This window comes from Cronobacter turicensis (assembly GCF_041222865.1).
GTDB classification, from domain to species: domain Bacteria; phylum Pseudomonadota; class Gammaproteobacteria; order Enterobacterales; family Enterobacteriaceae; genus Cronobacter; species Cronobacter turicensis.
Genome location: NZ_CP165997.1, coordinates 1,295,298 through 1,318,346, shown reverse-complemented (window position 1 = coordinate 1,318,346; position 23,049 = coordinate 1,295,298). Strand labels below are relative to the sequence as shown.

25 protein-coding genes are annotated in these 23,049 nt (G+C 57.4%); 9 read left to right on the top strand and 16 right to left on the bottom strand.

The genetic code is table 11. From position 1 onward, the window contains the following. The first annotated feature begins 307 nt into the window (after positions 1 to 307). Together alaA and yfbR are read left to right on the top strand one after the other, a co-directional pair. Positions 308 to 1,522: an alanine transaminase AlaA gene (gene alaA, locus AB8W27_RS06375; protein ID WP_015741931.1), complete on the top strand. Its 1,215-nt coding sequence runs from the start codon at positions 308 to 310 to the stop codon at positions 1,520 to 1,522. 79 nt (positions 1,523 to 1,601) lie between these two features. Then, positions 1,602 to 2,201 (top strand): 5'-deoxynucleotidase, encoded by a 600-nt coding sequence (gene yfbR / locus AB8W27_RS06370; protein WP_041923769.1) that lies wholly within the window; start codon positions 1,602 to 1,604, stop codon positions 2,199 to 2,201. Between the two features lie 5 nt (positions 2,202 to 2,206). Here yfbR and AB8W27_RS06365 read toward each other — a convergent pair whose 3' ends face one another. The 4 genes from AB8W27_RS06365 to yfbV all read right to left on the bottom strand — a co-directional run bounded on the left by AB8W27_RS06365 (position 2,207) and on the right by yfbV (position 5,850). Next, on the bottom strand, positions 2,207 to 4,039 hold the full coding sequence (locus AB8W27_RS06365) for an SLC13 family permease (RefSeq protein ID WP_007762825.1): 1,833 nt from the start codon (positions 4,037 to 4,039) through the stop codon (positions 2,207 to 2,209). A gap of 102 nt (positions 4,040 to 4,141) precedes the next feature. Further along, positions 4,142 to 4,801 (bottom strand): sugar phosphatase, encoded by a 660-nt coding sequence (locus tag AB8W27_RS06360; RefSeq protein ID WP_015741933.1) that lies wholly within the window; start codon positions 4,799 to 4,801, stop codon positions 4,142 to 4,144. A gap of 12 nt (positions 4,802 to 4,813) precedes the next feature. Next, on the bottom strand, positions 4,814 to 5,308 hold the full coding sequence (locus tag AB8W27_RS06355; RefSeq protein ID WP_007762828.1) for a YfbU family protein: 495 nt from the start codon (positions 5,306 to 5,308) through the stop codon (positions 4,814 to 4,816). An 86-nt stretch (positions 5,309 to 5,394) separates the two neighbouring features. Beyond that, entirely contained in the window at positions 5,395 to 5,850 is a 456-nt protein-coding gene (yfbV, locus tag AB8W27_RS06350; protein ID WP_007762830.1) for a terminus macrodomain insulation protein YfbV, read from the bottom strand. 334 nt (positions 5,851 to 6,184) lie between these two features. Here yfbV and ackA point away from each other — a divergent pair, with 334 nt between their 5' ends. Further along, positions 6,185 to 7,387, top strand: a complete 1,203-nt coding sequence (gene ackA, locus AB8W27_RS06345; protein ID WP_015741934.1) for an acetate kinase — start codon at positions 6,185 to 6,187, stop codon at positions 7,385 to 7,387. Between the two features lie 83 nt (positions 7,388 to 7,470). After that, positions 7,471 to 9,609, top strand: a complete 2,139-nt coding sequence (gene pta, locus AB8W27_RS06340) for a phosphate acetyltransferase (protein ID WP_015741935.1) — start codon at positions 7,471 to 7,473, stop codon at positions 9,607 to 9,609. Between the two features lie 67 nt (positions 9,610 to 9,676). Here the strand turns inward: pta and AB8W27_RS06335 are convergent, their stop codons facing one another. Further along, positions 9,677 to 9,928, bottom strand: coding sequence for a DUF1158 domain-containing protein (locus AB8W27_RS06335; RefSeq protein WP_015741936.1), 252 nt, complete (start codon positions 9,926 to 9,928; stop codon positions 9,677 to 9,679). 70 nt (positions 9,929 to 9,998) lie between these two features. Continuing rightward, on the bottom strand, positions 9,999 to 10,343 hold the full coding sequence (locus tag AB8W27_RS06330; protein ID WP_007700018.1) for a RamA family antibiotic efflux transcriptional regulator: 345 nt from the start codon (positions 10,341 to 10,343) through the stop codon (positions 9,999 to 10,001). A gap of 278 nt (positions 10,344 to 10,621) precedes the next feature. Here AB8W27_RS06330 and AB8W27_RS06325 point away from each other — a divergent pair, with 278 nt between their 5' ends. Then, complete coding sequence (locus tag AB8W27_RS06325; protein ID WP_015741937.1) at positions 10,622 to 11,194, top strand: TetR/AcrR family transcriptional regulator; 573 nt, start codon at positions 10,622 to 10,624, stop codon at positions 11,192 to 11,194. A 66-nt stretch (positions 11,195 to 11,260) separates the two neighbouring features. On the opposite strand, the gene yfcD is transcribed toward AB8W27_RS06325, so the two are convergent. From yfcD to yfcF, 3 genes are read right to left on the bottom strand one after another with little or no spacing between them, the layout of a single operon-like run. Beyond that, positions 11,261 to 11,836, bottom strand: a complete 576-nt coding sequence (yfcD, locus tag AB8W27_RS06320) for an NUDIX hydrolase YfcD (protein ID WP_015741938.1) — start codon at positions 11,834 to 11,836, stop codon at positions 11,261 to 11,263. Positions 11,837 to 11,890: 54 nt separating this feature from the next. Then, positions 11,891 to 12,442: a phosphodiesterase gene (gene yfcE, locus AB8W27_RS06315; protein WP_015741939.1), complete on the bottom strand. Its 552-nt coding sequence runs from the start codon at positions 12,440 to 12,442 to the stop codon at positions 11,891 to 11,893. Between the two features lie 59 nt (positions 12,443 to 12,501). After that, positions 12,502 to 13,146: a glutathione transferase gene (gene yfcF / locus AB8W27_RS06310; protein WP_041923770.1), complete on the bottom strand. Its 645-nt coding sequence runs from the start codon at positions 13,144 to 13,146 to the stop codon at positions 12,502 to 12,504. Between the two features lie 144 nt (positions 13,147 to 13,290). Here yfcF and yfcG point away from each other — a divergent pair, with 144 nt between their 5' ends. The 4 genes from yfcG to AB8W27_RS06290 all read left to right on the top strand — a co-directional run bounded on the left by yfcG (position 13,291) and on the right by AB8W27_RS06290 (position 16,449). After that, positions 13,291 to 13,917 (top strand): GSH-dependent disulfide bond oxidoreductase, encoded by a 627-nt coding sequence (gene yfcG, locus AB8W27_RS06305; protein WP_007762846.1) that lies wholly within the window; start codon positions 13,291 to 13,293, stop codon positions 13,915 to 13,917. Between the two features lie 153 nt (positions 13,918 to 14,070). Further along, the gene (locus AB8W27_RS06300; RefSeq protein ID WP_015741942.1) at positions 14,071 to 14,973 is read left to right on the top strand and encodes a TIGR01777 family oxidoreductase; all 903 of its coding nucleotides are present in this window, start codon (positions 14,071 to 14,073) and stop codon (positions 14,971 to 14,973) included. Positions 14,974 to 15,113: 140 nt separating this feature from the next. Beyond that, a complete protein-coding gene (locus tag AB8W27_RS06295) occupies positions 15,114 to 15,818 on the top strand; it encodes a hypothetical protein (RefSeq protein WP_041923771.1) in 705 nt (234 codons plus the stop codon). Continuing rightward, positions 15,811 to 16,449: an RES family NAD+ phosphorylase gene (locus tag AB8W27_RS06290; protein ID WP_015741944.1), complete on the top strand. Its 639-nt coding sequence runs from the start codon at positions 15,811 to 15,813 to the stop codon at positions 16,447 to 16,449. The genes AB8W27_RS06295 and AB8W27_RS06290 overlap by 8 nt, the downstream gene beginning before the upstream one ends. 33 nt (positions 16,450 to 16,482) lie before the next feature. On the opposite strand, the gene hisP is transcribed toward AB8W27_RS06290, so the two are convergent. The 7 genes from hisP to purF form a co-directional block, all read right to left on the bottom strand. Then, entirely contained in the window at positions 16,483 to 17,256 is a 774-nt protein-coding gene (hisP, locus tag AB8W27_RS06285) for a histidine ABC transporter ATP-binding protein HisP (protein ID WP_007762855.1), read from the bottom strand. A 10-nt stretch (positions 17,257 to 17,266) separates the two neighbouring features. Next, positions 17,267 to 17,983 (bottom strand): ABC transporter permease, encoded by a 717-nt coding sequence (locus AB8W27_RS06280; RefSeq protein WP_007762856.1) that lies wholly within the window; start codon positions 17,981 to 17,983, stop codon positions 17,267 to 17,269. Next, positions 17,980 to 18,666, bottom strand: coding sequence for a histidine ABC transporter permease HisQ (locus tag AB8W27_RS06275; protein WP_015741945.1), 687 nt, complete (start codon positions 18,664 to 18,666; stop codon positions 17,980 to 17,982). Before AB8W27_RS06275 ends, AB8W27_RS06280 begins: the two co-directional genes overlap by 4 nt. Positions 18,667 to 18,739: 73 nt before the next feature. After that, positions 18,740 to 19,522: a histidine ABC transporter substrate-binding protein HisJ gene (gene hisJ / locus AB8W27_RS06270; RefSeq protein WP_041923772.1), complete on the bottom strand. Its 783-nt coding sequence runs from the start codon at positions 19,520 to 19,522 to the stop codon at positions 18,740 to 18,742. Between the two features lie 235 nt (positions 19,523 to 19,757). Then, complete coding sequence (gene argT / locus AB8W27_RS06265) at positions 19,758 to 20,540, bottom strand: lysine/arginine/ornithine ABC transporter substrate-binding protein ArgT (protein ID WP_015741947.1); 783 nt, start codon at positions 20,538 to 20,540, stop codon at positions 19,758 to 19,760. 279 nt (positions 20,541 to 20,819) lie between these two features. Continuing rightward, positions 20,820 to 21,389, bottom strand: a complete 570-nt coding sequence (locus AB8W27_RS06260) for a UbiX family flavin prenyltransferase (protein WP_007762866.1) — start codon at positions 21,387 to 21,389, stop codon at positions 20,820 to 20,822. Positions 21,390 to 21,500: 111 nt separating this feature from the next. Next, a complete protein-coding gene (purF, locus tag AB8W27_RS06255; RefSeq protein WP_015741949.1) occupies positions 21,501 to 23,018 on the bottom strand; it encodes an amidophosphoribosyltransferase in 1,518 nt (505 codons plus the stop codon). Positions 23,019 to 23,049 lie beyond the last annotated feature (31 nt).

Here is a 23,049-nt window from a genome sequence, read left to right as displayed (position 1 = left end):
CTCGCTATTAACTGTGGGTAAAGTTCATATCGTGTGAATTAATTAACGCGCTAATGTTGTGCGTTTCTTAGTATGGTGGCATCGACCATAGTTAAAACTTATACCAGCACAAAAAACATAACTCACTTCTTTTTACGATATTTTATAAAAACAAAAGTAACTTATAAGAAAGATTACACCAGCGCGACAAGGGCTTACTGCAAGCATTCGGTTGCAGGCGAGGCTTTAAAACCCTGGACGGGAGGAGTAAATTGTCGGCCATCGGCTTCCATGGCAGGAAGCGCAAAACAAGTAAGGTTCTGACGTTATGTCGCCCATCGAAAAATCCAGTAAGCTCGACAATGTCTGCTACGACATCCGCGGCCCGGTGCTAAAAGAGGCCAAACGCCTCGAAGAGGAAGGTCAAAAAGTTCTTAAGCTGAATATCGGCAACCCGGCCCCTTTCGGCTTTGACGCGCCTGATGAAATTCTTGTGGATGTCATCCGCAATCTGCCTACCGCCCAGGGCTACTGCGATTCCAAAGGGCTCTATTCCGCCCGTAAAGCTATCATGCAGCACTACCAGGCGCGCGACATGCGCGACGTCACGGTTGAGGATATTTATATCGGCAATGGCGTTTCTGAGCTTATCGTTCAGGCGATGCAGGCGTTACTGAACAGTGGTGATGAAATGCTGGTGCCGGCGCCCGACTACCCGCTGTGGACGGCGGCGGTGTCACTCTCCGGCGGCAAAGCGGTGCACTATCTTTGTGATGAATCCTCAGACTGGTTCCCGGATCTCGACGACATTCGCGCCAAAATCACGCCGCGCACCCGCGGAATTGTCATTATCAACCCGAACAACCCGACCGGCGCGGTCTATTCGAAAGAACTGCTGCTGGAAATCGTTGAGATCGCCCGCCAGCATAATCTGATCATTTTCGCAGACGAAATTTACGACAAGATCCTCTATGACGACGCCCAGCACCACTCGATCGCAGCGCTGGCGCCGGATCTGCTCACCGTCACCTTTAACGGCCTCTCCAAAACGTACCGTGTGGCGGGCTTCCGTCAGGGCTGGATGGTGCTGAACGGGCCGAAAAAACACGCCAAAGGGTATATTGAAGGGCTGGAAATGCTTGCTTCAATGCGCCTGTGCGCGAACGTTCCTGCGCAGCACGCCATCCAGACGGCCCTTGGCGGTTATCAGAGCATCAGCGAATTTATCGTACCCGGCGGGCGGCTTTACGAACAACGCAACCGCGCGTGGGAACTGATCAACGAAATCCCAGGCGTCAGCTGCGTAAAACCGCGCGGCGCGCTCTACATGTTCCCGAAAATCGACGCAAAGCGTTTTAATATTCACGACGATCAGAAAATGGTGCTCGATTTCCTGCTGCAGGAAAAAGTACTGCTGGTTCAGGGGACCGCGTTTAACTGGCCGTGGCCTGACCACGTACGTATCGTGACGCTGCCGCGCATCGATGAACTCGATCTCGCCATTAACAAGCTGGGCCGCTTCCTTTCCGGCTACCATCAGTAATCGATTCGGGGGAGATTTGCATCTTCCCCCCGCTCCCCTCACAATGGTTTTTTGTCGCAGTCACAGACAAGGGATCTTTATGAGTCAGAGTCATTTTTTCGCCTACCTTTCCCGCCTGAAGTTAATCAATCGCTGGCCGCTGATGCGCAACGTGCGCACTGAAAATGTCTCTGAACACAGTCTGCAGGTGGCGATGGTCGCCCATGCGCTCGCGGTCATTAAAAACCGCAAATTTCAGGGCAACGTCAACCCGGAGCGCATCGCGCTGCTGGCGATGTACCACGACGCCAGCGAAGTGCTGACAGGCGATCTGCCCACGCCGGTGAAGTATTTCAATTCCCAGATAGCGCATGAATATAAAGCCATTGAGAAAATCGCTCAGCAGAAGCTGATTGCGATGGTGCCGGAAGAGTTACAGGACATCTTCGCCCCGCTGCTTGACGAGCATCACTATACGGAAGATGAAAAATCGCTGGTGAAGCAGGCAGATGCGCTGTGCGCCTACCTGAAATGTCTGGAAGAGCTTTCGGCGGGCAATAACGAATTCCTGCTCGCCAAAAGCCGTCTGGAAAAAACGCTGGCGCAGCGTCACAGCGCCGAAATGGAGTATTTCATGCAGATCTTCGTTCCGAGCTTCCATCTCTCTTTAGATGAAATTAGCCAGGATTCCCCGCTCTGAGGCTCTCAGAACGGGAACAGCACCGGGATTAACAGCACGCAGACGACCATCACGATAACGGTAAACGGTACGCCGGTTTTCACGAAATCGCTGAAGCGGTAGTTCCCCGGCCCCAGCACCAACGTGTTGACTGGCGAAGAGACCGGCGTCATAAACGCCGCCGAGGCCGCCATCGCCACGCCCATGGCGAACGGGTACGGCGATACGCCCATGGTCTTGGCCGCCGCCAGCGCGATGGGCGCCATCAACACCGCCGTCGCGGTATTGGAAATAAACAGCCCGATGACGGCGCACATCACAAACAGGCAGCCCAGCATCATATGCGGACCATAGCCGCCGCCGACGCGCATCAGACCGTCGACAATCAGCGTCACCCCGCCGGTTTTTTGCAGCGCCTGCGCAAACGGCATCATGCCGACAATGAGAATAATGCTCGGCCAGTGAATGGCTTTCCACGCGCTTTCCGGGTTGATGCAGCGAAACTTGCCCATCAGCAGACAGGCGATAATCGCGGCGACGGGATTCGGGATTTCATCCGTCAGCATCATCGCCACCATCAGCGCCAGACAAAAGATGGCGTGCGGCGCCTGGCTGTGGGCGGGCGAAGCGTCGCTCTCTTCCACCGGCAGGTTCAGCACCACCACATCGCGGTTTTTCTGCCCCAGTTGGCTGATAAGCTTCCAGGTCCCGACCACTAAAAGTAAATCGCCAAGCTCAAGCGGCTCATCCACGATCGCGCCCGGTAACGCTTTACCTTCGCGTTTAATGCCGACGACATTCAGGCCATAGCGGCTGCGGAAATTTAGCTCGCGGACGGTTTTGCCCGCCATGGTTCCTTCCGGCGTCAGCGACAGCTCCGCCATACCGACATCCAGCGCCTGATCGGAAAAATAGTCGCCGCGCAGGATCATCGGCTCCAGTTGCTGCTCGCTGCAAAACTGGCGCAAGTCGATATCAGACGCAGATATGTCTATCAGCAATACGTCCCGCGCCCGGAATTCCGTGACCCCGTTTACATCGACAATCACCCGGCGGAAATGACGCCAGCGTTCAACGCCGATGACGTTTGCGCCGTAGCGCTCACGCAGCTTTAAATCGTCAAGACGGTGGCCGATAAGCGGCGAGCCAGGGCGAATCGCCAGGCGGCGCGCCCGGCCCGTGAGATGGTAATCGCGGATAAAGTCGCGAAAGGTGCGGCGGCTCCACGCCTGCGGCTTTTCGCGACCATCGCCTGAACCAAGCATGAATCGCATCACCAGCATATAGAGAATGCCAAGCACAAGAATCGCCAGCCCCACGGGCGTCACGCTGAAAAAGCCAAAACCCGGATGCCCTTCGCGCAGCAGTTCGCTGTTAACGACCAGATTTGGCGGCGTCGCCACCAGGGTCATCATGCCGCTGATAAGCCCGGCGAAGCTTAACGGCATCATCAGTCGCGACGGCGCGATTTTCATCCGCGCGCAGACGCTTATCACGACCGGAATAAATATCGCCACCACACCGGTGGAACTCATAAACGCGCCGAGCCCAGCAACGGTCAGCATCAATAGCACTAACATGCGGGTTTCGCTGCTGCCCGCCATCTGCACCAGCCAGGCGCCCATCTTGGTCGCGACCCCGGTGCGAACCAGCCCGTCGCCAATAACAAACAGCGCGGCGATAAGAATGACGTTGGGATCACTGAAACCGGCAAACGCTTCATTAACGGTTAGCGTACCGCTGAGAATGAATGCCACAATCACCAGCAGCGCGACGGCATCCATACGGATTTTAGCGGTAGCGAACAGCATCACCGCCACGCCAAGCAGAGTCAGAACCCAGATTAATTCACCATTCACAACGTATCCTTCTGTTGTCATCACGGCCTGAGCAAAACGAAAACGGCGGGAAACCCGCCGTCAGAGAAAGGTGGCGCCGCAGCGCCAGAAGGCGGCGGGCCGTTACGGCTGCTTTTTAACGCTTACCCAGCCGTCCGCGCCTTTTTCCACTACCAGTTCGGTAAGGGTTTTAATCACCAGCGCCGCCTCGTCAAGACGCGGCGTATCGACTGGCGGATTAGCGGCAATCACCGGACAGCCCGCCGCAAGACCGGAGAGAATGCCCGCCGGCGCGTCTTCCACAACGGCGCACTCATGAGGCGCGAGGCCCAGCAGTTCAGCGCCGAGCAGATAGGCATCCGGCTCAGGTTTGCCGCGCTTAACGCGCTCAGCGGTGACGAACACCTCTGGTTCCGGCAACCTCGTCGCGCCGCGGCGCGCGGAGGCGACGGGCATGGAGCCCGAGGTCACTATGGCCCAGGGAATGCGGGCATCGTTCAGATGGTTCAGGAGCGCCAGCGCGCCCGGCAGCGCGACGATGCCCTCGGTATCGCTCGCTTCTATTTGCTCCAGGCGATGAAACTCCGCCATGATTTCGTCCTCGCTGTGTCCCGCCATAAAGTGGCGCAGCGAGGTGATCGCCTGCTTACCGTGAATAAAGCCCAGCACCTCGTCATGCGCGATGCCAAAGCGATCCGCCCAGTGACACCAGGCGCGTTCAACGGCAGGCAGAGAATCTACCAGCGTACCGTCCAGATCGAACAAAAACCCTTTACATTCCACAGCCTTCTCCCGTCAGGCGTTAATAATTTGCATAATTTCGTTGGCGCACAAATGGTACTGACGCGGGCACGCCTGCCACACTTTCAGCATCCGTTGATATTTCTCCCACATCGGGGTTTGCGCGTTGAAGCCGTGCGTACCGGCGTCGAAATGGGTATAGCGCCCTTCGGTATTGACCAGAAAGCGCACATAGCCAAGAAAACGCGCTTCGGTGGCGGCGTCGAAGCCTAAAAAGGTGACGCGACGCTCATCAATGGTATGCGCGTCTTTCATGTTGGCTCTGGAGACCTGGAGGGCGTGATACATCTCCATGACGTCGATGACGGTGCGGCAGGTTTCTTCGCTCAGCTCGCCGAAATCGCGGTCGAGTTCGCGCATCTGTAAACCGTAGCCGCGCTCAATGATGGTTTGCAGGCGGCGATAACGCTCGCCATTTTCCGGATCGAGCAGGGTCATCATTTTATACTGGTTGGAGAGAATAAGACGCTGGGCATGGGTCATTTCCATGGTGTGCTCCTGTTACAGGCGAAGCCCGATCAAAGTGGGATACTGCCCTTACTTTGCCTTTTTTTGCCCAGGCGTCTTTTGATCAATTACAAGTCATCAAGAAAAGTTTTATCAAGTTGCTTAAACGCACGTTTCAGCGTGTCGGCCAGCGCCTGATAATCGGGCTTGCCTTCCACCGGCGCGAGCGCTTGCCCCGCTTCCTGCAATTTCGTGCGGACTTCATAAAACCAGCTCAGCGTGACGGGCGGGAGCGGCGTGACAGAGCGCTTGCCAAGCCACCACAGGCCCTGCATCGGCATACTCAGCGCGAACAGCGCCGTGGCGACCGCTGGACCAAGCTGGCCGCCGAGCGCGATTTGCCAGCACAGCGTAAACACGGCGACGGGCGGCATGATGCGGATCGCGAAACGCGTGGCGCGAATGACGCGGTTTTCGACAAAGACCGGAGCCAGGCGTTTATCAATCGGCCAGGTCTTTGAGTAGTGCTGCCCACGGCGAAACAGGCTAAAAAAGCTTACGGGGCGATTTTCAGGTGTCGACATGGCCTTACCTCAACTTCATTAATAAAAAATAAAATTTTCCTGCAAGATAACAACTCTCCATGACAACGTTCAAAATATTTTGTCAATGCAAGTCGCAATCAGTTATCCTGTGCGCGCCTGCGATGGCGTAGAAGGCAAAGCCCGCGCTGTCAAATCTTTAAGGTCGTCTTTCGCGCCGGAAATTTGCGCAAAATGGCGTAAACTCTGTTTATTTCTTCGTCACAGCAGAATCTCTCTTCGCTATGACGTTAATCATAAATGTCGGCGTCATCTTACGCTACGCTGAGAGACTCACTGACGTTTTTTTAGCCACGTATCATTAATAGGTACTTCCATGTCGAGTAAGTTAGTACTGGTTCTCAACTGCGGTAGCTCCTCACTGAAATTTGCCATCATCGATGCTCTTAACGGTGACGAGTACCTGTCCGGTCTGGCCGAATGTTTCCATCTTCCTGAAGCGCGTATTAAATGGAAAATGGATGGCGGCAAACAAGAAGCGGCGCTTGGCGCCGGTGCGGCTCACAGCGAAGCGCTGAACTTCATTGTTAATACTATTCTGGCACAAAAACCAGAGCTGTCTGCACAGCTGACCGCGATTGGTCATCGTATTGTGCACGGTGGCGAGAAGTATACCAGTTCCGTGGTCATTGATGAGTCTGTTATTCAGGGCATCAAAGATTCCGCTTCCTTCGCACCGCTGCATAACCCGGCTCACCTGATCGGTATCGCCGAAGCGCTGAAATCCTTCCCGCACCTGGCGGATAAAAACGTGGCCGTTTTCGACACCGCGTTCCATCAGACCATGCCGGAAGAATCTTACCTCTATGCCCTGCCGTACAAACTGTATAAAGAACACGGCATCCGTCGCTATGGCGCACACGGCACCAGCCACTTCTATGTGACTCAGGAAGCCGCAAAAATGCTGAACAAGCCGGTGGAAGAAGTGAATATCATCACTTGCCACCTGGGTAACGGCGGTTCTGTTTCCGCTATCCGCAACGGCAAATGCGTTGACACCTCCATGGGTCTGACCCCGCTGGAAGGTCTGGTCATGGGCACCCGCTCCGGCGACATCGACCCGGCTATCATCTTCCATCTGCACGACGCGCTGGGCATGAGCGTTGATGACATCAACAAACTGCTGACCAAAGAGTCTGGCCTGCTGGGTCTGACCGAAGTGACCAGCGACTGCCGTTATGTTGAAGACAACTACGCGACCAAAGAAGACGCGAAGCGCGCGATGGATGTCTACTGCCACCGCCTGGCGAAATACATCGGCTCCTATATCGCGCTGATGGAAGGTCGTCTGGACGCGGTCGTCTTCACCGGCGGCATCGGCGAGAACGCGGCGATGGTTCGCGAGATTTCCCTCGGCAAGCTGGGCGTGCTGGGCTTCGAGGTTGACCACGAGCGCAACCTGGCCGCGCGTTTCGGCAAATCCGGTTACATCAACAAAGAAGGCACCACCCTCGCGATGGTCATCCCGACCAACGAAGAACTGGTTATCGCGCAGGACGCCTGCCGCCTGACCGCCTGATCCCTCACCGCCAGCCTGCGCTGGCGGTGTTGTTTTATGTGGTGCCAGCCGCGCGGCTGGCTGCAACAAAAAGAGGATAAACCGTGTCCCGTATCATTATGCTTATTCCTACCGGAACCAGCGTCGGCCTGACCAGCGTCAGCCTCGGCGTGATCCGCGCTATGGAACGTAAAGGCGTTCGTCTGAGCGTCTTCAAACCTATCGCCCAACCTCGTACTGGCGGCGATACGCCGGACCAGACCACGACCATCGTGCGCGCTAATACTAATCTGCCAGCCGCTGAACCGCTGCGCATGAGCCACGTCGAGTCGCTGCTCTCCAGCAACCAGAAAGACGTGCTGATGGAAGAGATCATCGCTCGCTTCCATGAAAACACCAAAGATGCAGAAGTGGTGCTGGTGGAAGGCCTGGTGCCGACCCGTAAGCATCAGTTCGCCCAGTCGCTGAACTATGAAATCGCGAAGACTCTGAATGCGGAAATCGTGTTCGTCATGTCTCAGGGCACCGACACCCCGGAACAGTTAAAAGAGCGTATCGAACTGACCCGCAGCAGCTTCGGCGGCAGCAAAAACGCCAACATCACCGGCGTTATCGTCAACAAACTGAACGCGCCAGTGGATGAGCAGGGCCGTACGCGTCCGGATCTCTCCGAGATTTTCGATGACTCCACCAAAGCGAAAATCATCAACATCGACGCGCAGCATCTGCAGGCCATCAGTCCGCTGCCGGTTCTCGGCGCGGTGCCGTGGAGCTTTGATCTGATAGCCACCCGCGCTATCGACATGGCCCGTCACCTGAACGCGACCATCGTTAACGAAGGCGATATTAAAACCCGCCGCGTGAAGTCTGTGACGTTCTGCGCGCGCAGCATTCCGCATATGCTGGAACACTTCCGTCCGGGCTCCCTGCTGGTGACCTCCGCGGATCGTCCGGATGTGTTAGTGGCCGCCTGCCTTGCCGCGATGAATGGCGTAGAAATCGGCGCCATCCTGCTGACCGGCGGTTATGAAATGGACGAGCGCATCAACAAGCTATGTGAACGCGCTTTCGCCACCGGCCTGCCGGTATTTATGGTGAACACCAACACCTGGCAGACCTCGCTCAGCCTGCAGAGCTTCAACCTTGAAGTGCCGGCAGACGACCATGAGCGCATCGAAAAAGTGCAGGAATATGTGGCAAGCCACGTCAGCGCCGAGTGGATCGACTCCCTGACCGCCACGTCCGAGCGCAGCCGTCGTCTCTCTCCGCCGGCATTCCGCTACCAGTTGACCGAGCTTGCGCGTAAAGCGGGCAAACGCGTCGTGCTGCCGGAAGGCGACGAGCCGCGTACCGTGAAAGCGGCGGCCATCTGCGCCGAGCGCGGCATCGCGACCTGCGTGCTGCTGGGTAACCCGGACGAAATCAGCCGCGTGGCGGCCGCACAGGGCGTAGAACTGGGCACCGGCATCGAAATCGTCGATCCGGAAGTGGTGCGTGAAAGCTACGTGGCGCGTCTGGTTGAGCTGCGTAAGAGCAAAGGCATGACCGAAGCGGTCGCCCGCGAACAGCTGGAAGATAACGTGGTGCTCGGCACGCTGATGCTGGAGCAGGACGAAGTCGATGGTCTGGTATCCGGTGCGGTACACACCACCGCGAACACCATCCGTCCGCCGCTGCAGCTCATCAAAACGGCGCCGGGCAGCTCGCTGGTCTCCTCCGTGTTCTTCATGCTGCTGCCGGAACAGGTTTACGTTTACGGCGACTGCGCAATCAACCCGGATCCGACTGCAGAACAGCTGGCCGAAATCGCGATTCAGTCCGCCGACTCCGCTGCCGCTTTCGGCATCGAACCGCGCGTGGCGATGCTCTCCTACTCCACCGGCAACTCCGGTGCGGGCAGCGATGTAGAAAAAGTGCGTGAAGCCACCAAACTGGCGCAGGAAAAACGCCCGGATCTGGTTATCGACGGCCCGCTGCAGTATGACGCCGCCGTTATGGCTGACGTAGCGAAATCCAAAGCGCCGAACTCGCCGGTTGCAGGCCGCGCTACCGTGTTCATCTTCCCGGATCTGAACACTGGTAACACCACGTACAAAGCGGTACAGCGCTCTGCCGACCTGATCTCCATCGGGCCGATGCTGCAGGGTATGCGCAAACCGGTTAACGACCTCTCCCGCGGCGCGCTGGTTGACGATATCGTCTACACCATCGCACTGACGGCGATTCAGGCGTCACAGCAGTAATTACTACCAGCAAGAAAGCAAAAGGCCGCGCGATGCGGCCTTTTTTAATCCTGCCCTTCCGTCGCGCTTATGCGCGCTCCAGCGAAAACCAGCGCCGCCATACGAAGCGAATCACGTAATACTCCACCGCGCCGAGCAGTAAAAACCAGATGCAGAAAATAATGGTATAGAGCTGGTTAAGATCGACCAGATGGAACATGGACATTAGGTGTTGCGCCAGCGTCAGCGTGAGTCTCGGGGCCGGCAGCAGCAGGCAGGAGAGAAACGCCAGCAGCAGAATGCCGCCAGCCGTGATCAGCGTTTCAAGAGGATGCTTCATGAGAGGCTTTCGGTCTGTTCAAAAGCGCATTGTCAGGGAATTTGACGCGCTATGCAAACCGCGCGCCTTCTCAGTGGTTCGTCGGCGCGTCGCCCTGCTTGCGCCACGTGCCCGGCGACATCTGAAATTTACGCGTGAACAGGCGCGTAAAAGTTTGCTGGGAGTCAAACCCATATTTCATTGAGATATCCAGCACGCGATCGTTAGTAGCGCGCAGATCCTGCGCCGCCAGACGCAGCTTTTTCTCCCGGATGTAGCGCCCGATGCTCTCCCCTTTGTGGTGATGGAAAAGCCGTTGCAAATGCCATTTGGAATAGCCCGCGTGGCGCGCAATATCATCAATGCGCAACGGCTTGTGAAGATTGTCATCAATCCAGTCAGTCAGCGTTTCAATAACCTGAGCGGGAAGTTCCATAGAATCCCTCCAGTTGTGTTAATCGCAGTGATATTTCAGGCATTCGCCTGCCCTGAATTCCGGCTCGTATGAGCGCCTCGCTCATTTTCCAGGCGCAAAAAGCCTGTACACGGCGCAGTGAAAATACTGGCCAGTGAAACTTGATAATGAGTGAGTAAACACTCATTATAGGAATGTAAGTCGATTCGTCAACTCTGTTTTTGCCCTGTGATCGCAAGCCTTGCAGCGGATCGGCGAGTCATGATTCAATCTGCCCTTTTTACAGGAGAGCAAAGCCCGTGGCGCGTCCCCGCAGTGAAGATAAAAGAATGGCGATTCTGGAAGCCGCCACCGAAGCGATAGCCGAGGCGGGTCTTGGCGCGTCAACCGCGCTTATCGCGCGTAAAGCGGGGGTGGCTGAAGGCACCGTGTTTCGCTACTTCGCCTCCAAGGACGATCTCTATAACGCGCTTTATGTACATCTGAAGCAGGATTTCTGCCGCTCGATGATAGGCAAGCTCAACAGTAACAGCGATCACCGAGAAAATATCCGGCACGTCTGGAACAGCTTTATCGACTGGGGACTGACCAAACCGGAAGCGAACCTGGCCGTGCGTAAGCTCGAAGTCAGCAGCCGTATTACCGACGAAAGCGAGAAGCTCGTCGCCGATATCTACCCGGAGCTGCATGACCTGTGCGAAAAGTGTATTTCGCCGCTGTTCCGCTCCCGGGAGTTTCGCGCATTTGGCGATGAGATCTTCTTTGCGCTGGCGCAGACGACCATGGATTTCGCCACGCGCGAACCGGCGCGTTCTGACGAATTTAAAGCGGTGGGATTTGATACGTTGTGGCGGGCGTTGTGCGATAACTAAGGCGCTTGTGCTGATGCCGTAAAAGGCGCCCCGCGCGTCATACTGACCATCGCGGGGCCGCGGCGCTTAGCTAAGCGAGGCGTTTTTCTCTTCCTGCTCTTTCTCTTTACTGTGACCGCTGCTCTCCTGCCCGGCGTTACGGCTCAGCCAGAGTGAAAGCGCTTTTAGCGTATCCGGCGTAAATTCATCGCAGCGCGCCGTTATCTCTTCCGGCTCCATCCAGCAGACGTCGCTGATTTCGCTCTCCTGCAGCGCGAACGGACCGTGGGAGACGCAGCTGAACAGCCCGCCCCAGACGCGGCAATGCTCATCTGCAAAGTAGAACTGTCCATGCTCGGCGAAAGGTACGCCCGCGATGCCCAGCTCCTCTTCCGCCTCGCGACGCGCGCTCTCAAGCAGCGCTTCGCCCGCCTGCACCACGCCGCCTGCGGTGGCGTCAAGCATGCCCGGCATAAAGTCTTTGATATCGGTGCGGCGCTGCACCAAAATTTTGCCCATGCCATCATGCACCACGATATAGGTCGCGCGGTGACGCAGACGTTCGGCGCGCATCTGCGCCCGGCTGGACTGCGCTATCACCTCATTGTCTTCACTGACAATGTCCACCCATTCCATGTCTGCCAAATGATTCTGCTCCACCATCAGGAAACCTTCTTCAATAAGCGCTCTTACGGCGCGTTCTGGTTGTTCGGTAAATTAAGGGGAAATCGCGATCTGTGCAATAACCTGCGAGGTTTCCAGGGTGATTACGCTCAGCGTATCGTCATTTAAGAACCCATAGCTTGCAGGGTACCCGCCTTTCGGCATGCTGACGGAGCCCGGATTAAAGTGGATCTGCTCGCCATGGCGCGCGGCCACCGGAATATGCGTGTGCCCGTAAACCAGTACATCGCCTGCGGCCAGCGGCGGCAGATTATCGGGGCTGTAGAGATGACCGTGCGTCAAAAAGAGCCGCTGTTTCGCCAGCAGCACCTGCTGCCAGGGCGCGGTGACGGGGAATTCCAGCAGCATCTGGTCGACTTCGCTGTCGCAGTTGCCGCGCACCGCGATAATACGGTCAGCGACAGTATTGAGTCGTTTCGCCACCTCGCCCGGCGCATAGCCCTCCGGCAGCGGGTTGCGCGGCCCGTGATTTAAAAAATCCCCCAGCAATACCAGCCAGCGGGCGTCGCTGTCGGCAAAGCGCGCCAGCAGAAGCTCCGTGGCAGGCAGCGAGCCGTGAATATCCGAAGCAAACATCAGCTTCATTACTCACCTTCCGAATGAAAATTGTGGTGCACGCATGATAACGGATCGCGCCGGGCTTATCAGCCCGCACGCCTGGCAGAAAGTGCGATATAACGCTGCACCGACGCCCGCTGCCACTGGAATGCCGCGTAGTCGGCAAGGGCTTCCGGCACCGGATCGCCATGTATTGCCAGACGGTTAATCATCAGCGCCAGATCGGTATCGGCGAGCGACCATTCACCAAAGAGATTTTGTTGCCCATGCGAGAGTAACGCCTGCGCGCAGGCGATAAGCTTATCCGCCGCCGCCTGACCGTCGGCGCTCAACGGCGCATAACGTGCCGCGCCGAAGATAACGTCGGTCGGGCGTTCAGACCGCAGCGGTCCCAGATCGCTGCGCAGCCACGCCTGCACCTGACGGGCACGGGCGCGCTTTTCGAGCTCATGCGGATAGAGGCGCTCCCACACTGGCGGCGCGAAACGCTCTTCGAGATATTCCGTAATCGCCGACGACTCGCTCAGCGCGAAATCGTCAATCACCAGCAGCGGCACCCGGCGCGTTAAGGCAAAGCCCTGCCAGTCGGCCTGTAAATGCTCTGCGCGGGATAAATCGCGCGTTTGTAGCTGAAACTGCAGGCCTTTTTCCTGAAGCGCCACCCATACGGACATCACATACGGGCTAAAGAAACTGGCATCGGACCAAAGCGTAATGACGGGCTGCGACATGGCTTTTCTCATCTCTGATGGCGGATAGCTAAAACTATACCGTAAACCGTTTTCTGTCATGCCGCAGAATATGGGGGTTGCCGCATTATTCACCAAAGCGCCTATACTTTGAGCACGCCGAACCCCCTTCACAAGGACGCTGTCATGCTGGATCTCTACTACGCCCCGACGCCGAACGGCCATAAAGTTACGCTGTTTCTTGAAGAGGCCGGGCTGGAGTATCGTCTCCACCGCGTTGACATCAGCAAGGGCGAGCAGTTTAAGCCGGAGTTCCTCGCCATTGCCCCGAACAATAAAATCCCCGCCATTATTGACCATGCGCCGTCCGACGGCGGTCCGCCGCTGAGTCTGTTTGAATCGGGCGCGATTTTGCTCTACCTCGCCGATAAAAGCGGAAAGCTGCTGAGCGGCGAGCTGCGCGAGCGCCAGATAGCGTTACAGTGGCTCTTCTGGCAGGTGGCCGGTTTCGGGCCGATGCTCGGTCAGAATCACCACTTTAACCATTTCGCGCCGCAGGCGGTGCCTTACGCTATTGAACGGTATCAGGTGGAAACGCAGCGCCTGTACGGCGTACTGAATAAGCGGCTGGAGAAGTGTCCGTGGCTCGGCGGCGAGCGTTACAGCGTCGCGGATATCGCGACGTATCCGTGGGTGGTGTCCCATGAACGTCAGCGAATCGACCTCGATAACTTCCCGGCGGTCAGCAACTGGTATGAGCGCATCAAAAACCGCCCGGCAACCGAACGCGCGTATCAGCTCGCCAGCAGTTAAAACAGGCAGCGAACTGATAACCGCTTCTCTTTACAGGAAAATATCGCCCGGCGTGCTCAATATCGCAGGCAATCGCCGCCGGGTCGCCTATGCTGAAGAAAAGGCAACATCACTTCATGCGCGGGCGGCGCAACACGCACGCAGGAGGCAATTATGGAGATTCTGGTAACGGGCGGCACCGGACTGATTGGCCGCACGCTGACATCACGCCTGCTGGCGTTAGGCCATCACGTCACGGTCGTGACCCGCAACCCCGATAGCGCCCGCGCGCGGCTCGATGCCGGCGTCACGCTGATACCCGGGCTGGATCACTTCAGCAATCTCGACGCTTTCGACGCGGTTATCAATCTCGCGGGCGAACCGATTGCCGATAAACGCTGGACGGCGGCGCAAAAAGAACGGTTGTGTCAGAGCCGCTGGCAGATAACCCAGCGACTGGTGGCGCTGATGGCGGCCGGCAGCGAACCGCCTGCCGTCTTTCTTTCCGGCTCAGCGGTAGGCTATTACGGCGATCTCGGCGAGGTGGTGGCTGCGGAAGATGAGCCGCCGCACAGCGAATTTACCCATAAACTCTGCGCCCGCTGGGAGCAGATAGCCGAAGGCGCGCAAAGCGATAAGACCCGCGTCTGCCTGCTGCGCACCGGCGCGGTGCTGGCGCCGGACGGCGGCATGATGGGCAAGCTGCTGCCGCTCTTTCGTTTAGGCCTTGGCGGGCCGATGGGCAGCGGCCGCCAGTATCTCTCGTGGATACATATCGACGACATGGTAAACGCGATTATCTGGCTGCTGGATAACGATCTGCGCGGGCCGTTTAATATGGTGGCCCCTTACCCGGTGCGCAACGAGCGTTTTGCTCACGCACTCGGCCATGCGCTGCATCGCCCCGCGTTTATGCGCGCCCCGGCGACTGCCGTGCGTCTGCTGATGGGGGAATCCGCCGTCCTGGTGCTGGGCGGCCAGCGCGCGCTGCCGAAACGTCTTGAGGAATCGGGGTTCGGTTTCCGCTGGTTCGATTTGGAAGAGGCGCTGGCAGATATCGCCGCGCGAGCACGCTAACCTTTTACACTCGCTTCGCGGGCAGCAACACTGCCCGCGCCACGCTATTTTCCCGTTCTTTGCCCCACCGCTGGCTTTCTCTGGCCTGGTTACGTTATAATCAATATCACGAATATCATTTATATCACGAAGGGGGCGCTATGACTTCTCGTCCACGCCACGCAAAACTGAAAGAGTATCCGCTGGAGGTCAGCGTCGAGTTTGTCGACGTCGGGCATCTGGTAACGTCCCTTCACGAGACACCCGCGCCCTGGGGACACATTCAGCTTTCGGATATCCCCGGTGAAGACGCCGGGCGCTACCTGATGCTGAAAATGCCGGACGATGTCGACGAAGAGACGATGGATAACGATCTGCGACTCGCGATTGTCAGCGCCGTGACGGCCGTGTCGCAAATGAAGCGCGCCGGGCAGAGCAGCGAGCCCGCGCATGCTGTGCCGTTGCAGGCCCGTAACCGCGAGCGGCTCGACGCGCTGCGCCAGACCGTGCTGGACGAAAGCCGGTGGCTTTCCGCCGGTGAAGTGAGCCTTGCGGCAGGCGCGGCGCTGAAAAACCCGAGCGCGACGGCGAACCGCTGGAAGCAGGCAGGTAAAGTGTTCGCCCTGCCGGTCAATGGCAAAGACCGTTATCCCGCCTGGGCGTTTGACGAGGGCGGTCAGCCGTTGCCGTCGCTCAAATCTATCCTTGCGCTGTTTCGCGAGAAAACGCCCTGGACAATCGCGCTCTGGTTTCATTCGCCCAATGCCTGGCTTGGCGGCGAAAAACCCAAAGACCGGCTAAAAGCCGATCCGCAGGCGGTGCTGGACGCCGCAAAGGCGGAAGCCGAGGGGCCGATGCATGGCTGATGTCAGGGATGAACGCCTGCCTGCGCCGCCTGCGGATATGCAGGTGCCGCGCGTCACGGTATGGCCCGCAGGGAAGCGGATAGTTCGCGTACACAGTCGCCAGTTCGCGGGCGACGCCTTTAACCCCGGCTACGGAAACGCGCGTTTCAGCCCGCTACAGCGCGCCGACGGCCGCCTCATTCCCACGCTCTATGGAGGTATCGACGCCGAAGTGGCGATCATGGAATCGCTGTTTCACGATGTGCCGAAAGACGCGTCCGGCGCGAGCTTCGATCTGCATAAAGCCCATGATCTTTACATCAGCACGTTAACGCCGCAGGCGGCGCTTGAACTGGCGAATCTGACCCCGGTGCTGCTGCGCCGCTGGGGCGTCACACAGGCGGCGCTGACCGCCAGCTCCCCGCGCCTCTACCCGCAGACGCGCCTGTGGGCAGCCGCTATCCACGCCGCGAATCCGCGCCTGCATGGCATTAGCTGGGCGTCACGCCAGCACGGCGGTAAGGCGCTGATGTTATTCGGGGATCGTATCCGCGCGCTCAAGCTGCATGAAAGCCTGCCGCTGACGCAGGGGGCGCTGACCGACATTTACCGTCTGGCCGAAGAGATGGGATTGGTACTGATAGACAACTAAGCGCGACCGGCGTCCCTGCCGGTCAGTTTTGCATTACTTCAGCGAGCCTTTCAAAAACTGCTGCAACCGCGGGCTTTGCGGGTTATTAAAGAGCGCGTCCGGCGGCCCTTCTTCTTCGATTTTGCCCTGATGCAGGAAAATCACATGTGAGGAAACGTGACGGGCAAACTCCATTTCATGCGTCACCACGACCATCGTTTTGCCCTCTTCAGCGAGTTTCTGCATGATGCGCAGCACTTCGCCCACCAGCTCCGGATCCAGCGCGGAGGTCGGTTCGTCGAACAGTAAAACATCCGGCTCCATCGCCAGCGCGCGGGCAATCGACACACGCTGCTGCTGACCGCCGGAGAGATGCACCGGGTATTTGCCCTGCGCGCGCTCATCGATGCCCACTTTGGCGAGGTATTTCAGCGCCCGCTCGCGCGCATCCTGTTTGCTTAAGCCCAGCACCTGAATCGGCGCTTCCATGACGTTCTCCAGCACCGTCATATGGCTCCACAGGTTAAAGTGCTGAAACACCATCGTCAGGCGCGTGCGCAAAAGGCGTAGCTGATTTTTATCCGCCACCTTAAGCTGGCCGTCTTTATCGCGCACCAGCGTGATGTTCTGGTTATTCACCACGATGGTGCCTTCGCTGGGCTTTTCCAGGAAGTTGATGCAGCGCAGGAAGGTGCTCTTGCCGGAGCCGGAAGAGCCGATAATGCTGATGACATCACCGGCGTTCGCCTTCAGCGACACCCCTTTGAGCACTTCATGTTCGCCGTAGCGCTTGTGCAGATCGGTAACGTTTAATTTATTTTCAGACATGCGTAGCCACTCAGTGCGTTGAAGCCGGTTTCAGGTGCCGCAGCCAGCGCTTTTCCGCTTTGCGGAACAGGCTTATCAGCACATAAGAGATAATCAGATATAGCACCGCCGCTATGCCAAACGCCGTAAACGGCTGGTAGGTGGCGGCGTTAATGTCACGGGCGATCTTCAGCAGATCCGGCACGGTGGCGGTAAACGCCAGCGCCGTGGAGTGCAGCATCAGGATCACCTCATTGCTGTAAGCAGGCAGCGCGATGCGCAGCGCCGACGGCAGAATAATGCAGCGGTACATTTTAAAGCGAGAAAAGCCATAAGCGCGCGCCGCTTCGATCTCGCCGTGCGGTACAGCGCGAATGGCGCCCGCGAAAATCTCGGTAGTGTAGGCGCAGGTGTTGAGCGTCAGCGCCAGCACGGTACAGTTCAGACCGCTGCGGAAAAACTCATTAAGTAATGGCGTGCCTTTCACCACGTCCAGCGTATACATGCCGGAGTAGAACACCAGCAATTGCACATAGAGGGGCGTGCCGCGAAAAATATAGGTAAACAGCCAGATGGGAAACCAGACCACTTTATTTTCCGAGACGCGGCCAATGGCGAGAAAGAGCGCGAGTACGCCGCCCATCACCACCGAGGCGATAAGCAACCAGAGCGTAATCGCCACACCCGTGAAGCGATAGCCGTCGGTCCACAGCAGGGATTTCCAGTACTCCTGAATAATCTCTATCACAGGTCGGCCCTCTTCACGCCCACGGTATAGCGGCGCTCAAGCAGCAGCAGAACGCCATTCGAGAGCGTGGTAAACACCAGATAAATCAGCCCGCAGACAATCGCAAAGTAGAACGGCTGCCACGTGCTTTTCCCGGCAAGCTGCGTCGCCTTCACGACATCCTCCAGCCCCAGCAGCGACACCAGCGCGGTCGCTTTTAAAATCACCTGCCAGTTATTGCCGATGCCCGGCAGCGCATAGCGCATCATCGAGGGAAAGAGAATGCGGCGGAAGGTTTGCGAGCCGGTAAAACCAAATGCGGTGGCCGCTTCGATATGGCCTCTTGGCACGGCGAGAAACGCGCCGCGGAAGGTTTCGGTGAAATAGGCGCCGTAGATAAACCCCAGCGTGATGATGCCCGCAATCATCGGGTCGATATCAAACTGGCTGAACCCCAGCGCGTCGGTAACGCTGTTGAGCGCAATCTGCAAACCGTAAAAAATCAGCAGCATCAGGACGAGATCGGGCACGCCGCGAATCAGCGTTGTATACGCTTCAAAAACCAGCGCCAGCGGGCGGTTGCGTGAGAGCTTCGCCCCTGCGCCGACCAGCCCAATCGCCACCGAAAGAACCACGGCGCTGAGCGCCAGCTCCAGGGTGACGAGCGCGCCCTGAAGGATTACCTGTGAAAAACCATACAGCATGGTGACTTATCCTGTACTCAGCGTGCGCACGGCCCATCGGCGCCCCGCGGGGCGCCGTGCAAACGCGTGCGGATTACTCGCCGTAGACGTTGAAATCGAAATACTTTTTGGCCAGCTTCTCGTAGGTGCCGTCGGCGCGCATCTCTGCAAACGCCTTGTTCAGCGCCTCGCGCAGTTCGTTATCCTCTTTACGAACGCCCATGCCGGTGCCGACGCCAAAGAGTTTTTCATCTTTAATCGACGGGCCGCCGAACTGATAGCCCTTGCCCACCGGCTGCTTCAGAAAGCCTTCGCTGGCGGCGACTTCATCCTGAAACGCGGCGTCGATACGGCCTGCGGTCAGGTCGGAGTAGATATTGTCCTGCCCCTGATAGGAGACAATTTCCACGCCCTTCGGCGCCCAATGCACGTTGCCGTAGGTTTCCTGGGTGGTGCCCTGCAATACGCCCACGCGTTTGCCTTTCAGCGACTCAAGCGTCGGCTGGACAGGCGAGCCTTTCGCCACAACCAGGCGAGAATCGGCGGCATAGAGCTTGTCGGTAAAACCAATCTCCTGCTGGCGCTTTTCGGTTATCGACAGCGACGACATAATTGCGTCGATTTTTTTCGCTTTGAGAGAGGGGATCAGCGCGTCGAGCGGCTGCTCAATGAAAGAACATTGCGTCTGGATGCGTTTGCACAGCTCTTTGGCCAGATCGATGTCGAAACCGACGAGCTCGCCCTGCGCGTTTTTCGATTCAAACGGCGCATAGGTGGGATCGGTGCCGATACGTAAATGCTGCGGAATTGCTGCGAAAGCCCCAGAAATGCTGGACAGCGCCAGCCCCAGAGAAAGTGCTAACAGCCTTTTTTTCATAACTATCCTCATCAGACGCGCATATTTAAATGTCAGGCGGAAAAACTGCACTTATCGTGCCATCACTGCCGCCTCGTAATCAAAACTTTATGCGTGCTGAGATAGATTTATTTTCATTCTTCGTGCTTAGAAATGCGCTTATGCCCTTTTATGGTGCATAAGACGCACTATTTTGCGTCACGCCAGCCAGGCACGCACTATTGTGGTGACCGGCTGGCGAAAAGGTGACAGACGGTCAGTCGCCATAGACGTTAAAGTCGAAATATTTCTTCGCCATTTTGTCGTAGGTGCCATCTTTGCGGATTTCGCCGAGCGCTTTGTCGAACGCCGCTTTCAGCTCGGCGTCATCTTTGCGCAGGCCCACGCCGGTGCCGTCGCCGAAGTAGTTTTTATCTTTTACCGACGGGCCGGCAAACGCGTACTCTTTCCCGGCAGGCTGTTTAAGGAAGCCTTCGCTGGCGGCCACTTCATCCTGGAGCGCCGCATCCAGACGACCGGCGGAGAGATCGGAGTAAATCAAATCCTGGTTCTGGTACGCCACTACATCAACGCCCTTCCCGCGCCATTTCTCATTCGCGTAGGCTTCCTGGGTTGAGCCCTGAAGCACGCCCACATGTTTGCCTTTCAGCGATTCAATGGTCGGCTGAATGGTCGCGCCTTTGGCGGCGATCAGACGGGAATCGGCAGCGTAGAGCTTGTCAGAGAAGGCGATCTCTTTCTGGCGCTTTTCGGTAATCGAGAGCGAAGAGATAATCGCGTCGATTTTTTTCGCTTTCAGCGACGGGATCAGCGAATCGAAATCGCTGCCAACCCAGGTGCATTTCACCTGTATGCGTTTGCACATCTCGTTGCCGAGATCGATATCAAACCCGACAAAATCGCCTTTGGCGTCTTTTGAGGAAAACGGCGCGTAAGTGGCATCCGTACCAATGCGCACCGTCTGGGGCAGCGCGGCGAAAACGCTGGCGCTGGTGGAAAGGCCAAGCAGTAAGGAGAACGCGAGCACCTTCTTCTTCATACATTACCCTCAAGTTTTCTGATTTTATTATCTGTTGCGTTGTGTGTTGCAACCAGACGTTGCACTTCCCATGCCAGCTTTACGCGGATCGCGCCTGCCGACTGGATTTGTTAAAAAATGGTTGCAATGAAGTTGTGTGAATGAAAGATAGCACTCCGCACAGCAGACGCTGAGCGTGAAATAGCAAAAGGCGGGATTAAATGTCGAGGATATGATCGCGCTTGCAGAATTGCCCCAAAATGAGGCGCCGCGTTGCGCTTTGCCTCACCGTGGCGCGTGTTACGCGCCGGGCCAGCGGGTGAAAAGGTCGGCGGGCAGCGTGATATCAAGCTGATCGAGCGCGCGATTTACCGTCTGGTTAATCACCTCGTCCAGCGTCTGCGGGCGATGATAAAACGCGGGCATGGGCGGCATGATAATCGCCCCAAGTTCCGCCGCCTGGGTCATCAGGCGCAGGTGGCCGAGATGCAGCGGCGTTTCACGCACGCACAACACCAGCCGGCGTCGCTCTTTCAACACCACATCCGCCGCGCGGGTCAGCAGGCCGTCAGTATAGCTGTTCACGATGCCGGAGAGCGTTTTAATCGAACACGGCAGGATAATCATTCCGTCGGTTTTAAACGAGCCGGAGGAGACGCTGGCGGCGATATCGCGCGCGTCGTGATTTACGTCGGCCAGCGCCTGCACGTCGCGCACGCTCATATCCGTTTCCAGCGCCAGCGTCTGGCGCGCCGCCTGGCTCATGATGAGATGCGTTTCCACATCCGGCACGGCGCGCAGCGTCTGCAACAGCCGGATGCCGTAAATCGCGCCGCTGGCGCCAGAGATGCCGACAATGATTTTTTTCATGGAGTTATCTGGAAAAGGAGCACTGAGCGAGACTTTGCCGCAAGACGCGGCGAGATGCAAACGGGGATTTCGCCCCTCGCGTTGCGCAAGGGGCGACGGCACGCAGGAAGGTTAGCCTTCGTTGTGCATTTCTAAGTTTTCGACTTCGTTCTGGCGCATTACCGCTTTGGCGTCGTCGTTACGCAGAGATTCGAGGTATTCCAGGTACTGGTGATCGACATCTTTGGTGACGTAAACGCCGTTAAAGACCGAACATTCGAACTGCTGAATATCCGGGTTCTCGGCGCGCACGGCTTCAATGAGGTCATCGAGATCCTGGAAAATCAGGCCGTCAGCGCCGATGATCTGGCGGATTTCGTCCACTTCGCGGCCGTGAGCGATAAGCTCGTTGGCGCTCGGCATGTCGATACCGTAAACGTTCGGGAAGCGAATTTCCGGCGCGGCAGAGGCCAGATAGACTTTCTTCGCCCCCGCCTCGCGGGCCATCTCGATAATCTGCTCGGACGTGGTGCCGCGCACGATGGAATCATCGACCAGCAGCACGTTTTTATCGCGGAACTCGGCGCGGTTGGCGTTGAGTTTGCGGCGCACCGACTTACGACGCAGATGCTGGCCCGGCATGATAAAGGTTCGGCCGACATAGCGGTTTTTCACAAAGCCCTGGCGGTAGGGTTTGTTGAGAATACGCGCAATCTCAAGCGCGATATCGCAGGAGGTTTCCGGAATCGGGATCACCACGTCGATATCCAGGTCTTCCCATTCGCGGGCGATTTTCTCGCCGAGCTTTTTGCCCATTTCCACGCGGGCGCTGTACACGGAAATCTTGTCGATAAAGGAGTCCGGGCGCGCGAAGTACACATACTCAAACAGACACGGGTTGCTGACCGGGTTATCGGCGCACTGGCGGGTGAACAGCTGGCCTTTTTCGCTGATGTACACCGCTTCGCCAGGGGCGACATCGCGCAGGAATTCAAAGCCCAGCGTATCAAGCGCCACGCTCTCGGAGGCCACCATGTATTCGGCGCGGCCGTTGCCGGCGTCGCGTTTGCCAAGCACCAGCGGGCGGATGCCGTTAGGATCGCGGAACGCTACCATGCCGTGGCCGATAATCATCGCCACGCACGCGTAAGCGCCGCGGATCAGGCGGTTCATCGCCGCGATGGCCGCGAAGATGTTGTCCGCTTCCAGCGGGTAGTGACGGAAGTTATCCAGCTCGCTGGCGAAAATATTGAGCAGGATTTCAGAATCTGAGGTGGTATTGATATGACGGCGCTTCTCTTCAAAGAGCATTTTGCGCAGTTCATGGGCGTTCGTCAGGTTGCCGTTATGGGCAAGCGTAATGCCGTAGGGCGAGTTCACATAGAACGGCTGGGCTTCAGAGGCGCTGGAGCTGCCTGCTGTCGGGTAGCGCACATGGCCGATACCCATATTGCCCTGCAGACGCTGCATGTGGCGGGCTTCGAATACATCATTCACCAGGCCGTTCGCTTTACGCAGACGGAAGCAATTATTCGCATCGATGGTGATGATGCCTGCGGCATCCTGCCCGCGGTGCTGAAGCACCGATAACGCGTCATAAATCGACTGGTTGACCGGCATAACACCGGCGATCCCGACAATACCGCACATGTTGTCTTTTCCTCAATTCAAAGACCGCCCC